This window comes from Flavobacterium sp. 2755 (assembly GCF_031455715.1).
Taxonomy (GTDB): Bacteria; Bacteroidota; Bacteroidia; order Flavobacteriales; family Flavobacteriaceae; genus Flavobacterium.
The window spans coordinates 1-14938 of record NZ_JAVDTG010000007.1 but is presented as its reverse complement, the minus strand read 5'-3'; the positions used below and the strand labels follow the sequence as shown (position 1 = coordinate 14938).

At 34.1% G+C, this 14938-nt stretch carries 12 protein-coding genes; 5 read left to right on the top strand and 7 right to left on the bottom strand.

Annotation, left to right across the window (positions count from 1 at the left end; all coding sequences use genetic code 11):
* Positions 1-45: 45 nt before the first annotated feature.
* The 4 genes from J2Y38_RS16455 to J2Y38_RS16440 form a co-directional block, all read right to left on the bottom strand.
* Positions 46-1044, bottom strand: a complete 999-nt coding sequence (locus J2Y38_RS16455; protein WP_409025147.1) for an FAD:protein FMN transferase — start codon at positions 1042-1044, stop codon at positions 46-48.
* 4 nt (positions 1045-1048) lie between these two features.
* On the bottom strand, positions 1049-3232 hold the full coding sequence (locus tag J2Y38_RS16450; RefSeq protein ID WP_309844597.1) for a PepSY domain-containing protein: 2184 nt from the start codon (positions 3230-3232) through the stop codon (positions 1049-1051).
* 136 nt (positions 3233-3368) lie between these two features.
* Entirely contained in the window at positions 3369-3851 is a 483-nt protein-coding gene (locus J2Y38_RS16445; RefSeq protein ID WP_309844594.1) for a DUF2271 domain-containing protein, read from the bottom strand.
* 195 nt (positions 3852-4046) lie between these two features.
* Positions 4047-5534: an ankyrin repeat domain-containing protein gene (locus tag J2Y38_RS16440; protein ID WP_309844592.1), complete on the bottom strand. Its 1488-nt coding sequence runs from the start codon at positions 5532-5534 to the stop codon at positions 4047-4049.
* Positions 5535-6265: 731 nt separating this feature from the next.
* Here J2Y38_RS16440 and J2Y38_RS16435 point away from each other — a divergent pair.
* The 3 genes from J2Y38_RS16435 (at position 6266) to J2Y38_RS16425 (ending at position 10724) form a co-directional block, all read left to right on the top strand.
* Positions 6266-7240, top strand: a complete 975-nt coding sequence (locus J2Y38_RS16435; protein WP_309844590.1) for a ribonucleotide-diphosphate reductase subunit beta — start codon at positions 6266-6268, stop codon at positions 7238-7240.
* Between the two features lie 12 nt (positions 7241-7252).
* Entirely contained in the window at positions 7253-8950 is a 1698-nt protein-coding gene (locus J2Y38_RS16430; RefSeq protein WP_180856582.1) for a ribonucleoside-diphosphate reductase subunit alpha, read from the top strand.
* Between the two features lie 172 nt (positions 8951-9122).
* Complete coding sequence (locus J2Y38_RS16425) at positions 9123-10724, top strand: Na+/H+ antiporter (protein ID WP_309844586.1); 1602 nt, start codon at positions 9123-9125, stop codon at positions 10722-10724.
* 45 nt (positions 10725-10769) lie between these two features.
* Here the strand turns inward: J2Y38_RS16425 and J2Y38_RS16420 are convergent, their stop codons facing one another.
* Positions 10770-11429 carry a DUF6766 family protein gene (locus J2Y38_RS16420; RefSeq protein ID WP_309844583.1) on the bottom strand — a complete coding sequence of 220 codons (660 nt, stop codon included), beginning with the start codon at positions 11427-11429 and terminating at the stop codon, positions 10770-10772.
* Between the two features lie 206 nt (positions 11430-11635).
* On the opposite strand from J2Y38_RS16420, the gene J2Y38_RS16415 reads away from it, so the two are divergent.
* Both J2Y38_RS16415 and J2Y38_RS16410 read left to right on the top strand, forming a co-directional pair.
* Entirely contained in the window at positions 11636-11839 is a 204-nt protein-coding gene (locus tag J2Y38_RS16415) for a hypothetical protein (RefSeq protein WP_309844580.1), read from the top strand.
* Between the two features lie 122 nt (positions 11840-11961).
* Entirely contained in the window at positions 11962-12141 is a 180-nt protein-coding gene (locus tag J2Y38_RS16410; protein ID WP_309844577.1) for a hypothetical protein, read from the top strand.
* A 76-nt stretch (positions 12142-12217) separates the two neighbouring features.
* Here the strand turns inward: J2Y38_RS16410 and J2Y38_RS16405 are convergent, their stop codons facing one another.
* A complete protein-coding gene (locus J2Y38_RS16405; protein WP_309844575.1) occupies positions 12218-13069 on the bottom strand; it encodes an outer membrane beta-barrel protein in 852 nt (283 codons plus the stop codon).
* 52 nt (positions 13070-13121) lie between these two features.
* The coding region (locus J2Y38_RS16400) for a T9SS type A sorting domain-containing protein (RefSeq protein ID WP_309844574.1) at positions 13122-14938 on the bottom strand (1817 nt) is incomplete at its 5' end.

Genomic DNA, 14938 nt, shown 5'->3' with positions numbered 1-14938 from the left:
TAATTGTACTTATATAACTTATATGGTTTATTTTTTAAGCTTAGCTCATAACTTATAGGCAAAATTCTTTGACTTGATTACCTTTCCATTATCAGCAATCATCACGCAGCTGTATTCAGGGAATTTTTGAAGTAAGAGCAAACCTTCCTTTTGGCCTAAAACCATTAAAGAAGTACTTAATCCGTTTGCGGTTTCGGCATTGGGGCCAAAGACTGTCACACTGCATAAACCAGTTGCAGGATATCCTGTTGCGGGATTTATAATATGTGAATATCGTTTTCCGTTAAAAACAACGAATTTTTCATAACTGCCGGATGTTGTTACAGCACCTTGATTTAGTGGAACAACGGCCAAAACTTTTTCAGGTTTAAACGGATTTGTAATTCCTATTTTCCAAGGTTGTCCGTTGTGTTGTTTTCCCCAGGTGCTCATGTCTCCCGAACCGTTTATAATTCCGGCTTGAATTCCTTTTGCAATCATCATTGCTCGGCATTTGTCGGTTGCGTAGCCTTCGCCAAGAGCGCCAAAACCAATTTTCATTCCTTTTAATTTTAGGAAGATTGTCGATTCAACGCTGTCGAGAATAATGTTTTTGTAGCCCACTTTTTCGACCGATTTTTTTATGGCTTCCGCCGAAGGCATTTCGGTCATTGATCCGTCAAATTTCCAGATTCTGTCCATGGCGGCAAAACTAACGTCAAAACCGCCATTTGTAATTTCCGATAATTTTATGGCTCTTTGCGTAAGTTCAAAAACTTCACGATCTACTTTTATGGGTTTAATTCCGGCATTTTGATTGACCTGAGAAACTTGAGAATCCGGTTTCCAGTCGGAGATTAAATTTTCAATTCGGGTAATTTCGGCAATAACTTCGTTGATGTTTTGCTCGGCAGTTAAAGAATCTTTGGCAACTATACTAATGTCAAAACGTCCGCCCATAAGTAAAGTCGTTCTTTTTCGTAATATTTGCGAATGTGCTGATAAACAACAGCTAATTGCAAAAACACATAAAACTTTATTTAGGAAAGATATCTTTGTCATCATTTTATTAATAGCAATCGGTTAATAATTGCCCATTTTCTTTATACTCTAACAGACTTTTAGTTCCGTTTGCAAGGCACAATTCATCCAGAATTGTTTCAACATCTTTTTGCATCGCAAGAGATCCGCAAATCATAATAACGCCGCCTTGTTTCAATAAATCAATAAAAAAAGCAGTATCTCTTTTTATTAAATCCATTACATAAATATGTTCAGCTTCGCGCGATAAAGCAACGTGAAAATTATCCAAATGTTCTTTTTGAATCATTATTCCAGCAAACTTTTTATAAGCCTGAAGCGTTGGCGTTTCCATTCTAAATCCGCTATAAAGGTGTATTTCTTTCTTAGCACTATTTTGTTCGATCATTCCTAGGAAAGGAGCAATTCCGGTTCCGTTTGAAATAAAAGCCACTTTTGGAGCTTTATTAGGAAAATGAAAAGCTCTGTTATTAATAATTCTGGCTTTGATTGTATCTCCAATTTCTAAATTATTTAAAAATCCGGAACCTAATCCGTTTGGATGCAGTTTTACAACCAATTGTACGTTTCCGGAATGATTTCCGATAGAATAAAGACGTTCTCTTGAATCATTCGCCGGATAAATAGCCAGTAAATCACCCGAAGCAAATTTAGTTCGACTACTGGCACGTAAAGTCAATATAAAAGTATGTTCTGTATTTGAAATTGGGGTTTTGTCTAAAACCATTAATTTCTGCAAACCTTTTGGAACATGATTGTATAAAGATGGAGTAGTGGCAAGTGGAATTTCGGCTTTGGCACTCCATAATTTTATCCATTCTACAAATTCTATTGCCGATTTATCGTTAACAGTCTGTAAATCTAAAAAGCGTTCTGCCCAATTTTGAGTTTCTAAAAATTGATCAATTTCAATTGCAAATTGGCAGAAATCCGGATATGATTTGGAACCGAAACCAACGACAGAGAATTTAATTTTCTGTTCCTGATTTTGTTTCTGTAAAAGCGCTTTAAATTTTGTTCCGTTCGAAGGCGCATCTCCCAAACCGTGTGTTGATGAAAAAACAATAATATGTTCTGCTTTCGGGTAAACCGAAAAACTATTTAATTCTGCAATAAAAGCTTTTTTTCCGTGTCCGATTAATTGTTTTAGAATAGCATTGGCAAATCGAAAAGAACTTCCGTTTTCAGAACCAACTAAAAGAATGTATTTACTTTCATTGGCCTTGAATTTATTTTTAATTCGGCTTGATCTTCTTTTTAAAGTAATCGCAAAACCAGAATAAATAAAGAAAAGGATATTGATACAGGCAATGGCTAAAATAAACGCCCAGATTCCGTTAATTCTTCCCGTATGAAGGTCAAGGCTTAAAGCCGATAATTGAACGGTAAACGGCGAACGTTTTTCAGAAATCAAAGTTCCATCAACCTGATTTACTTCAATTTCACGATCTTTAAGTTCAATGATATAATATTCTTCAGGATCATCGGTAAAAGGAAATTCTATTTTTTTTACGTCAGACAGCAATATTGTTTTAAATACTGAAGTTTTTTTGGCTTCCGCCGAAAGCTCTGTTTTTACAGGTTTCGCTTTTTCTTCGCCCATAAAAAAGTTGAATCTTTCGAGCGATAAATACGTTCCTGTAAATGCAATAATGAAAATTGGAATTAAAACCAGACGTCCAAAAAGAACGTGATAATATTGAGCAAAATATTCTTTTATGATTTTCGAAAAGAAGTTACGGATTCCTCTTTGTCTTTTTAAAACCAATACAAAACCCGAAATGGAAATCAATAACAAACAAAAAGAGATCACGCCCACAAAAAAACGTCCGGTTTCATGAAGAAACAGCGAACGGTGAAAACCGGTAATCCATTGAATAAATTCGCTCTTTTTTTCAGGTTTTCCTAATGCTTTTCCGGTTTTGGGATCAATGTAAGCATTAATGTCATTTCCGTCTGCATCAATTGCCTGCAGTGTTACAAACTGATTATGATCGACACTTAATTCTGTAATTTCTGAATACTCTTTTTTCAATATTGGCAACGTTTCTCCCAACGTTATTTTATCAAAATTGGCTGCTTTATACGGAAGTGTTTTTTCCTGTACTGCATCGACAGCCAGAATGATTCCGGTAACAGATGCTAAAAGCAGAAATATCGAAGAAAATAAGGCCAAAGCCAAATGTGCGTAACGCCAGAAAGAAAGAGTCATTTAGTGTATTCTATGAATGTAATAAAATGTTTAAAGCTTTGCCAAAATTAAAAACTTTGACAAAGCCTGAATTCAAGTTTAAGCAGAAAAAATAAAATTCATGCTTATTATGAGGTTAAGAAATAATTACTAAAAATTATATTTTGTTTAGTCGTACATATTTGATGTAACCTTTTCCGTCTGTTTTATCAGCTAAACCTTCTGTTGAAAGCGGAATTTCAAGATCACTTACGTAATATTTCTGGTCTTCAACGGCAGTTTCAAAACGTAATTTGTAGCCTTTATTGATTTTCGAATCTTCAATTTCTATTGTTGTCACGCTGCGATCACCACCAGTTACAGATGCGCCTGTTTTTGCACTGATATCTTCTCCTTTTTGAGCGTGGAATTTATTCCATTCTTTTAAAGATTTGTACCATTTTTTATCGTCGCCCATTACATAAAGCGTTTTTTCGTATGCTCCTGTTGGGTTAATAAGCGAAACTACGATATAGGCGCCTTCTCCCATATAATTTGTCATTTGCAGCATGCATTTGTATTTGCTTGATTGTGCATTTGATTGTAAAGCAACAAGAAAGATAAGAGCGCTTGTAAGAGCTATTTTAAGTATTGATTTCATTTTAATTAATTATGAATTATGAGTTATGAATTATGAGTTGTAAGTTATGAGTTGTAAGTTATGAGTTGTGAATTATGAGTTGTGAATTATGAGTTGTGAATTATGAGTTGTGAATTATGAGTTTTTTTTGAATTATAATCTATAAGTAGTCTACAACTCATAACTTATAACTCAAAACTCAAAACTTTAAAAAAGTTATTTTAAAAAGTCAATAGATACGTTGTTTTTTGTAAGCAGTTCATTTTCTTTAGCCAGGGCATAAGCTGTTTCATCAAATTCTGTGTTGATGTCTTTTTTTGCTCCGGCAGAAATAAGATATTTTAAAACAGCATCATCTTTAGAAGTCATTGCCGCTCTGTGCAAAGCTGTTAAACCATCTTTGTTTTTAGCATTTATATCTGCTTTTAAATCTGTTATTTTTTTAAGAAGTGCGATATCATTTTTTGTAATGGCTAAATGGTATAAAGTATTTCCGTCTTTTTGAGCTGCTGCTAAGTTTAAACCTTTATCCTGAAGTAATTTTGCTTTTGCATCAAAAGGATCAGCGGTAGTTTCTTTTCCGGAAGGTTTGTATGATTGAACCAAATAAACACCTAAATTGTTTCCGTCTTTATCTTTTACATTCACATCGGCACCTTTGTTTAAAAGTAAAGCTACAGCTTCTGGAGTTCCAGTTCGTACTGCGTTTGTCAAAGCCGATTCTCCTTTTAAGTTCTGGGTATTAACATTTTTTGTAACTGGAAGTAAAATTTCTAAAACCGCAGTTTCTTTAGCCGAAGCTGCAGCCATCAAAGGTGTATTTCCTTCTTTATCAGTTTTATTTGCATCAGTACCTTTACTTAAAAAGTATGTAACGATTTCAGCCTGATTTGGTTTTCCAGCTAAAATATGCAGTACATTTTGACCTGCTTTATTTTGTGCATTTGCTTTTAGTTTTACTTCTTCAACTAAATATTTATAAGTCTCAATTGTATTTGTTTCTCTACGGCTTCCTTGCGCTGCAGTAAAAAGCGCATTATCATTTGGTTTTATTCCTTTTTCAATAAGTTTTTTCAGGAAAGGAATATTTCCAGATCGTGCTGCGTAAGTAAAAGCAGTATTTCCGTCATTATCGACATCTTTAAGCGATAATCCTTTTGTAGAAAAATATTCAGCAGCTTTTAAGTCTTTATCAGAAGAAATGGCCAAAAGCAATAAGTTTGCTCCGTTTGCATATTTTTTCTTCGGATCGATTCCGGCTTTAAAGAAAGCTTCGTATAAAGCAGGATTTGCTTGTCCGTTTGAAGCAGCGAAATCTGCCGGAGCTGTACCGTGACTGTCTTCAAAATTAACATCAGAACCTTTTTTAATTAAATATTCAACTAATTCTGTATTTCCTCTGTAAGCTGCCCAGTGTAAATAAATACGATTGTCATGCGTTAATTTTGTAATGGAGTTTCCAGGCTGATCAAGTAAAAATTTAATTGTTTCATTTGGAGCATCATTATTGATAGCTAGTGTAGTAACATCAAAAGCATTTATGTTGGCTTCTGCCGGATTGTTTCCTTTTGCGATTTCTGCTTTTACAGTTTCGACGTTTGGAGACGTTTTCCAGAATGATGCTTCTAAAAGCGTATTTTTTTGCTGTGCATTAACAAATGAAGCAGCTGCAAATGCTAAAGAAATAAAAAGATTCTTTTTCATATTTTGTTATGTTGTTTATTGGAGTTTTTGTTCCAATTATTATAGATGAGATTAAAGTCTATTTAGAATAAATCAAAATAATCGCAAATGTAAAGATTAATATTTTTATAGCAAGTTTTATTGCTTTTAAAAGTTTAATTCTAATGAATTTTAATCTAATCCTAAGTTTTCATTTCTCTTTTTCTACAACAGCGATTTTTGAGAATTGTAAGATGGCAATTTAATATTTTGGTTTAATAAGTGTTTAATCTTTTTTGTTATTGTAAAATTTAAATATCTGATAATTAGTTTTTTAATGTTTGTTAAAATAGAACATTTTCTAAATTTTAAATTTTATTTTCTATCAGATGAAACTCTTTTTAAGAGGAAATTTGACGTTTACTTTTACTTAAAATTGGATCAAAAAAGTCCAAATTTGAATTTTGGATGTTAATAACTGTTTTTTCATTCTCCGGATTTTTTTCATTTTTTATGTTGACAAGTTTATTTAGATCCAGTTTAAATAACTGGTATTTCGGCAACTACGAAAAATTATGTGCTTGTTAATAAATTGTTTTTTTAATGGTTTTCAACCTAATATTTTCCTGTTGATAATTGTTGGGATTTTTAACATCAAAACCTAGTCTAAAGGAGAATCGTGGGTTAATTTTGTATGTATAGAAAACGCAGTTCCCCACCCCAAATCCTGTTAATTTTCTATTCTTACTTAGTCACCGTTAAATACTATATATATGTCTATATTTGATAAAAGAGTCAATTATAAACCTTTTGAATACCCAGAGGTTTTGCAATTTACAGAAGCGATAAATAAAGCGTATTGGGTTCATACAGAAGTTGATTTTACTGCTGATACTCAGGATTTTCATGCTCATTTAACAACAGCAGAAAAAACGGCTGTAAAGAATAGTTTACTGGCAATTGCACAGATTGAGGTAGCTGTAAAAAGTTTTTGGGGAAACATTTATGAGCACTTTCCAAAACCTGAATTTAATGGTTTAGGGACGACTTTTGCTGAGTGCGAATTCAGGCATTCTGAAGCCTATTCGCGCCTTCTTGAAGTATTAGGTTATAACGATGAGTTTGAAAAACTTTTGGACGTTCCGGTTATCCGAAGACGTGTAGATTATCTTTCGAATGTTTTAAAAGATACACGCTCTCAGGATAACAGAAAATATATGGTTTCGCTGATCTTATTCAGTATTCTAATTGAAAATGTTTCGCTTTTCAGCCAGTTTGCTATTCTGCTTTCTTTTACAAGATTTAAAGGTTACATGAAAAATGTGAGCAATATTATTGCATGGACTTCTATCGATGAGCAGATTCATGCTAATGGCGGAATTTTCATCATCAATAAAATCAGAGAAGAATTCCCGGATTATTTTGATGCTGATACTTTAGAATTAATTAGAGAAACGGTTAAAGATTCTATTTCAGTCGAATCAGACATATTAGACTGGATATTTGAAGAAGGTGAAATTGAAAGTATTAAAAAAGGTGATTTGGTGAATTTTATGAAATTTAGACTTGACGAAAGCTTAAAACAAATTGGAATTCCTACCATATTCAACGTTAATATGGAAGATTACAAAGCTTTGGCCTGGTTTGAAGAAGAAGTTTTTGCGAACAGTCTGGATGATTTCTTTGCAAAACGTCCGGTAGAATATACCAAACACGATAAAAGTATTACGGCAAACGATCTTTTCTAATAGCAAAACAGTATGAGTACAATAGATATAAATGAAGTAAATAGTCTTCCGCAAAATGAAGCAGGAACCAAAATGTGGTGGAAGAACTCTGAGAGTGAACAAATTTTAAACCGCGGTTATCTTTTAAAAGGTGAAACGGTAGAAGGTGCAATTGACAGAATTTGCACGGCTGCCGCAAGAAGATTGTATAAACCGGAATTAAAAGAATCTTTTGTAGAAATGATTGAACGCGGCTGGATGAGTATCAGCTCGCCGGTTTGGGCGAATATGGGAACCGAAAGAGGTTTGCCTATTTCTTGTTTTAACGTACACGTTCCGGATAAAATCGAAGGAATTACACATAAATTGGGCGAAGTGATCATGCAGACTAAAATAGGCGGTGGAACATCTGGTTATTTTGGAGAATTGCGTGAACGCGGAAGTGCGGTAACGGATAACGGAAAGAGTAGTGGAGCGGTAAGTTTCATGAAGCTTTTTGATACGGCTATGGACACGATTTCGCAAGGCGGAGTTCGTCGCGGTGCTTTTGCAGCGTATTTAGATATCGATCATCCGGATATTGAAGAATTTTTGAAAATTAAAAGTATTGGAAATCCAATCCAGAATTTGTTTACGGGAATTTGTGTTCCTGATTACTGGATGCAGGAAATGATTGACGGTGATAATGATAAAAGACAAATTTGGGCAAAGGTTTTAGAAAGCCGTCAGCAAAAAGGATTGCCTTATATCTTTTTCAGCGATAACGTAAATAAAAGCAAACCACAGGTTTATAAAGATCAAAACCTGAGAATTAATGCGAGTAATTTATGCAGTGAAATTATGCTTCCGTCAACTCAGGACGAATCATTTATTTGCTGTTTATCATCCATGAATTTGGAGCTTTACGAAGAATGGAAAGATACTGAAGCGGTAAAACTGGCTATCTTTTTCCTAGATGCTGTATTGCAGGAATTCATCGAAAAAACGGAAGGTAACTATTATCTTTCAGCAGCAAATAAATTTGCTAAAAGACACCGTGCATTAGGTTTAGGTGTTTTAGGCTGGCATTCTTATTTACAGAAAAACATGATTCCGTTTGAAGGAATGGAAGCTAAATTGAAAACGACAGAAATTTTTAAACATATAAGCGATAAAGCGGATAAAGCCACTCAGGAATTAGCCCGAATTTATGGTGAACCTGAATTGTTAAAAGGTTACGGAAGACGTAATACGACAACAATGGCAATTGCACCAACAACTTCATCTTCGGCAATTTTAGGACAGACTTCTCCGGGAATCGAACCTTTTAGCAGTAATTATTATAAAGCTGGTTTGAGCAAAGGTAATTTCATGCGTAAAAATAAATACCTGAAAAAACTGCTTGAAGAAAAAGGTTTGGATAATGAAGAAGTTTGGAGAGAAATTATGCTAAATGGCGGAAGTGTTCAGCATATGTCTCAGCTTTCTCAAACGGAAAAAGATGTTTTTAAAACGTTTAAAGAAATCAGTCAGCTGGAGATTGTACAGCAAGCTGGAATTCGTCAGAAATTTGTTGATCAGGGACAGAGTTTAAATCTTAATATTCCGGCAGAACTGCCAATTAAGGAAGTAAATCGTTTGATGATTGAAGCATGGCAATTGGGTGTAAAAAGTTTGTATTACCAAAGAAGTCAAAGTGTTTCTAAAGAATTGGTAACAAGTTTGGTTACTTGCAGCAGCTGTGAATCGTAAAAAAGAAAAAAAGCCGAATCTTATTTTAGATTCGGCTTTTTTATGTGTTTGAATTAAAGATATATGTCAATAAATTCAGCATTCTTTTTAATGAGAATTTAATTTAGTTCTCATAAAATATTAATTTAGTAGCCAGAAATTATCATCCAAAACAAATAAATACCCGCAGTAAATGGAAAATATCACAGTAATTATAATGTTACTTTTTGGCGTAGCTTTTCTTAGTTTAGTAAGTAAAAGGTATAATTTTCCAATACCAATTGTGTTAGTACTTTGTGGTGTAATTATCAGCGTTGTACCGGGACTGCCGGTTATTGCGCTGAGTCCTGAGGTTGTTTTTATTATATTTCTTCCGCCGCTTTTGTATCATGCTGCATGGCATACAAGCTGGTCTGAATTTAAACAAACGATTCGTCCGATAACTTTAGCAGCTGTTGGTTTGGTTTTTTTTACCACAGGATTGGTTGCTGTTGTGGCACACTGGCTTATAGATGATATTTCCTGGCCGTTAGCTTTTTTACTTGGCGCTATTGTTTCGCCTCCAGATGCTGTTTCTGCAACATCTATTACTAAAGGTTTAGGTTTACATCCAAGATTAATTGCCATTTTGGAAGGTGAGAGTCTGGTGAATGATGCGAGCGGTCTTGTGGCGTATAAATATGCTTTAACTGCCATTACAGCTGGAAATTTTGTTTTATGGCAGGCGGGATTAAACTTTGTTTTGATGTCGGTTTTGGGAATTGCGATAGGTTTGGCTGTTGGATATATAATGTATTACATTCATAAAAGGTTTGTTTGTGATGATATTATTGAGGTAACGCTTACGTTATTGACACCATTTTCATCTTATTTAATTGCAGAACATTTTCATGGTTCCGGAGTTCTGGCTGTTGTAGCTACCGGACTTTTTTTGGCCGCAAGATCTGGTACTATTTTTTCGCATGAAAGCCGAATCATGACCAATACAATATGGGATGTTTTGAGTAATATTTTGAACGGTTTAATTTTCATTTTAATTGGATTGCAATTGAGACAGATTATTGAAGGGATCAGTAATTATTCTGGAGATTCGTTATTTATTTGGGGAGCTGTAATTAGTATTGTTGTAATTGTTGTTCGCTTTTTATGGGTAGTTCCGGCAACGATGATTCCGAGGATGCTCAGTAAAAAAATCCGCATGAAGGAGGAATTTGATTATCGCAATATGATTGTCTTTGGATGGTCGGGAATGCGCGGCGTGGTTTCGATGGCTGCAGCTCTGGCACTGCCGTTAATGTTGAATAAAACCGAAGAGTTTCCGCTTCGTAATCTGATTATTTATTTGGTTTTTTGTGTGATTCTTTCCACTTTGGTAATTCAGGGACTTACGCTTCCGTGGCTGATTAAAAAACTTAAAATTGAGCGTTATTCTATTTTGGCTGAAGAATATGATGTTCGAAATATTATTGTTTCTGAAACCATTGCGCATATCGAAGATAATTTATCATTACTGGATGATGAATTGCTGCATAATATTAAAAGTAAATATGAAGTAAAATTTAATCGTTTGCAGAAAACGGAACTTCCGGCTAACTTTTTTGGAAACGGAAAAGTATTTGGAAACGAAATTTTTAATGATTTCACCAAAATTCAAATTGATCTTTTGAATGTAGAGCGCGGTAAACTTGAAGTTATGCATAAAGCCGGTTCAGTAAACGAAGAGATTTTTAGAAAAATAGAAAAAGAACTCGATCTTGAAGAAACGCGTCTTTGGATGGAAATGTATGAGGAATAGATTTTTAGAATAAGCTGTAAATCATTATTTACGGAATTATTTGAATTAAACACCTGTTTCCATGTGGGGAGCATCTACAGGTTTTGATTGTGAAGAGCCAATCTGACGCAGGTATATTGATAATATCACGATAGCAAATACGGATAGAAATTCGCTCTGCCAGTTTTGAAAAGATTCAAACCAAAATCTTGAATTTGTTATATAGGAGGAAAATGTTTCTAATTGCTTTCCTTGCAGAAGCAGTTTTTCATTTTCGTCTTTTAGGCTTCCATAAAAATGAATTATTAATGAAATAAGAAATAGTAACAATAGCGCTGCCGAAAGGGAATGTTTGTATAATGTCAGGATAAAACCTCCTTTTTTAACAGGCCACGGCGCATTTTTTCGTTTAGGGTCTGGCTCGCGGTCAACTTCTTCTTTTTGATTAATTTTTTTAGATTCTGATGATCCTTTTTGTTTTAGGAAAATGGTAAACACAACAAGAAGACCCATTTGAAGAAATTCACTTTCCCAATTTTCAAAAGTAGATTCGATAAAATGTCCTGATAAAAGGTATGACCCCAGATTAATTGATTTTCCTCCTTCGCTTACAAGTTCTTTATTGTGTTCTTCTAAACCAAATAAAGTCTGGCCAAATAAAGTTCCGGCAAACAGTATCAAAAAACAGATACTCAAACCATTATTACGAAAGTAAGTTTTCATCATACTATTGTTTCTGCAAATTTCACAAAAACAACGTTTATGGTGTTATATAATTAAATTTTCAATTTATAGATTTTGCATTGTATAACAATAGTTTAACACATTTCTTTGATTCATATAAAGGATTGTAGAAATTATGTAATGATATTGGTTTACAGTAACTTAAATTTGAAATATTAATAAGAATACAAACAGAAAAAAATATAATTATGAAAACGCTATTAAAAATCAAAATTGTAATGTTGGTCCTGTTAACGGGATTGGCATTTTCGTGTAAGAAGAATGAACCAACGATAGAGTCTCAAAGCAGTATAGATTCAACTGAAGCTATTATTGATACTGTAGGACCAGATGTAGATACAGTTACAAATGATACAGTTAGTACTGTCACAAAAGATTCTATTAAAAAATAGAATTTAATATTTTAAAAAAAGCCTGTAATGGATTTGTCCGTTACAGGTTTTTTGTTGTTTAGAATGGTTATTAAGTTTTTTTATGTTCAAAATAGTATTTTTGAACATAAAAAAACAAACTTATGAAAATCGCAAAATTTATTAAATTTTTCTCTTTTGCATTATTGATCGCATGTATTGTGAGCTGTAGTGTTCATCACTCATCATCACCATCAGGGAAAGTTCCTCCAGGACAGGCTAAAAAAGCATCGGGCAGCAAAAGTGCAAAAGCTTATGCTCCGGGTCAGCAAAAGAAGAGGTAATACTTCTAAATTTACCTATAAAACAAAAAAAGCTATTCAGATACTGAATAGCTTTTTTTTATTGGTCTTGAATTAATTATCGCAATGCAAACCTTAATTTAAGACCGTATGAAACAAGTCTTACACTACTGCTTAAATTGGTATTAAATACGCTGTTGTAACCTAATTCAACAGGTAGTTCAGCATTATATTGAACAAGCTGCCCGTTTCCGGTTTTATCATAAATATTATTTAAACCGTACTCAAAATAAGCACCGATATATATAGAATTTCTATTGCCTAATTCTTGTTTTAAACCAGTTTCAAAAGTTGCTGAATAAGAAACTTCTGTATCAAGATCCTGTTCGCCGGTTACTAAATTGTTAGTACTTGCAAAACCTGCAAAAGCCGGACTAAATAACTCTACATTGTATTGTGGATAGTAACCGCTTGTAGTTAGATTTTGAAAAGATGTTTTATAACTTCCGCTTGAAGCGAAACCAATTTTAGCGCCTGCAGCAACATATAATTTGGATGTTCCCGGTGTTTCAAACTGAATATTAATTGGCACATTGATATAAGCCAGTTTTTGTTCTTCTCTCACATTTGTACCTCTGTATCTAAACTGGAAATTTTCATTTTCAGCATCGGTAGCAGCAGATGCTCCGTATAAGGAATTGAATTTTAAATCGGAATTGTAGGTTTGATATTCAACACCAATTCCTAAACTTAAACTTTCGCTTAAATAATAAGAATAACGAAGACCCGCACTAACACCAATTCCGGGAACCGTTTTTCCAGAAGAATTAGAATCTACATAAGAAAATGGCCCTCCCAAAGAAATCGAAAATTCTTGTTTTTTATCCTGGCCATAACTATTTAAAGACGCTGCTAAAAATGCCGTAAAAATGGCAATGGATGTGATATAGCTGTAAATATTTTTTTTCATCTTAAGTTATATTATGCCAGTACTATTTTTATCTAGTACTGGCAGGGTTTATTTATTTTACAATTACTTTGAAAGTTTTTTTGATGTTTGGCGTTTCAAGAACTACCATGTACATATTGCTCTCAGTTGTTTGAGGTAATTGTATTTCAGTTTTAGCTGTAGATGATTGTACAGTTTTTACCAATTGACCTGTAACAGTGTAAAGGCTAATTTGCATTTTCGCTAATTCTTCTTCAGGGAAATCTGCTTCAACAGTTACTACTTTTCCAATTTCAATTGGGTTAGGGTAAACTTTAGCCAGCAGCGTATTTGACAATGTGATTTTTGAAGCACATACATAAAGTACACTTCCATCTTTAGTTGTCAATTTTACAGTATAATCTGCCGTTGGGTCTAATAGTGAAGTAAGACTGTTTCCTGCAGAATAATATTGGCCAGTTCCTATTGACTGGTCGTTTTTGAACCATTCGTAAGAAGTAAACTCATAACCACCATTTGTCTGCGGATTGTTATTTACAAGAAGTACGTTATTAAATTTCTGTTTAACAATGTCAAAGAAATTAAACGGTTTCACAACTACGATTGAATAAGTTTCAGATAAACTTCCGTCTTGTGATGTAATTGTTACATTCTTACTGTAAATTCCCGGTTTAGGAGTTGGAATTGTAAAATTAGGAGAAGGAGTTATAACTGCACCCGATTCATTTAAGATAGATACACTAGGATTTGTTTCACCACATGGCAATACATAAAAAATTGTTTTTCCAGGGTTTTCAAAAACTTTTGTTCCTATAGTGATTCTCTTAACATCGATATTGTTGTTTAAGATCACTAACAATTGTGAAACATCTGCTGCAGGAAGATAGTTGTTATCTCCAGCTTGATGAGCTGTAATTAATACATCACCAGATCTCAACATATTTACCACGCCTGTAGCAGAAACTGTAGCAGGAGCTAATGGTGCAGTATATGTTGATGTGTAAGTAACAGCTAAATTTGAATTTGAAGTCGCTGTTAAATTAAAGGTGTTGTTTGCTCCAAGTGTTTTAACCGGAATTGCATTAAATGTAATTTGCTGTGCTGCTTTATTAATAACAAGATTTGCTGTCAGCGTTACTACTGCACAATTTGGCGTACTAGCTGATGGTGTTACTGTAGCAGTAACTACATAAGTACCAGCATTTGTTGACGTATTGTTTGCAGAATATGTAACAGTTGCTCCTGTTGGAAGATTCGCAACTTGCAAAGCATGAGCATTTCCATCGTATGTGAATTGAGCGCTGCTAAAAGTTACTGCATTCAATGGAGAAGCAAGTACTTTTATTGTTTGCGGTTGTGTCGTAATGTTTCCATTTCCGTCATTGTATGTCCATGTAATTACATAAGTTCCTACAGCATTGTAGCTTAAAGGATCAGTTGTAGTTCCATTTAGGATTCCTGCACAATTATCTGTAGCAGTTGGAATAGCTATATCTGATGCTGAAACTGCACAATAGTTACTTATTTCCGGAAGAGTAGCTACAGTTGGTACTGGTGCCGTTGCATCTGGAGTTGTAATAATAGTTACTGTTTGAGTTAATAAACATCCATTAGCATCTGTAATTGTTACAGAGTAAGTTCCTGCGCTTAATCCAGTTGCTGTTGCAGCTGTTCCTCCAGCTGGTGACCAAGAGTATGTATAAGCTCCAGTTCCTCCGGTTGCAGTTACAGTTGCAGTTCCGTTAGTTCCTCCGTTGCAAGAAACATCTGTTTTAGATATTGTTGCAGCAAGAACTGCTGGTTCTATAATAGTAATACTTTGTGTTGTTTGACACGCGTTTGCATCAGTTACAGTTACTGTATAAGTTCCTGCGTTTAATCCAGTTGCTG

Excerpts from the sequence above, each read along its gene's own strand:
- J2Y38_RS16425 (WP_309844586.1), top strand. The coding sequence starts at position 9,123 with ATGGAAAATATCACAGTAATTATAATGTTACTTTTTGGCGTAGCTTTT.
- J2Y38_RS16455 (WP_409025147.1), bottom strand. The coding sequence starts at position 1,044 with ATGATGACAAAGATATCTTTCCTAAATAAAGTTTTATGTGTTTTTGCA.
- J2Y38_RS16435 (WP_309844590.1), top strand. The coding sequence starts at position 6,266 with ATGTCTATATTTGATAAAAGAGTCAATTATAAACCTTTTGAATACCCA.
- J2Y38_RS16415 (WP_309844580.1), top strand. The coding sequence starts at position 11,636 with ATGAAAACGCTATTAAAAATCAAAATTGTAATGTTGGTCCTGTTAACG.
- J2Y38_RS16450 (WP_309844597.1), bottom strand. The coding sequence starts at position 3,232 with ATGACTCTTTCTTTCTGGCGTTACGCACATTTGGCTTTGGCCTTATTT.
- J2Y38_RS16420 (WP_309844583.1), bottom strand. The coding sequence starts at position 11,429 with ATGATGAAAACTTACTTTCGTAATAATGGTTTGAGTATCTGTTTTTTG.
- J2Y38_RS16445 (WP_309844594.1), bottom strand. The coding sequence starts at position 3,851 with ATGAAATCAATACTTAAAATAGCTCTTACAAGCGCTCTTATCTTTCTT.
- J2Y38_RS16410 (WP_309844577.1), top strand. The coding sequence starts at position 11,962 with ATGAAAATCGCAAAATTTATTAAATTTTTCTCTTTTGCATTATTGATC.
- J2Y38_RS16440 (WP_309844592.1), bottom strand. The coding sequence starts at position 5,534 with ATGAAAAAGAATCTTTTTATTTCTTTAGCATTTGCAGCTGCTTCATTT.
- J2Y38_RS16405 (WP_309844575.1), bottom strand. The coding sequence starts at position 13,069 with ATGAAAAAAAATATTTACAGCTATATCACATCCATTGCCATTTTTACG.
- J2Y38_RS16430 (WP_180856582.1), top strand. The coding sequence starts at position 7,253 with ATGAGTACAATAGATATAAATGAAGTAAATAGTCTTCCGCAAAATGAA.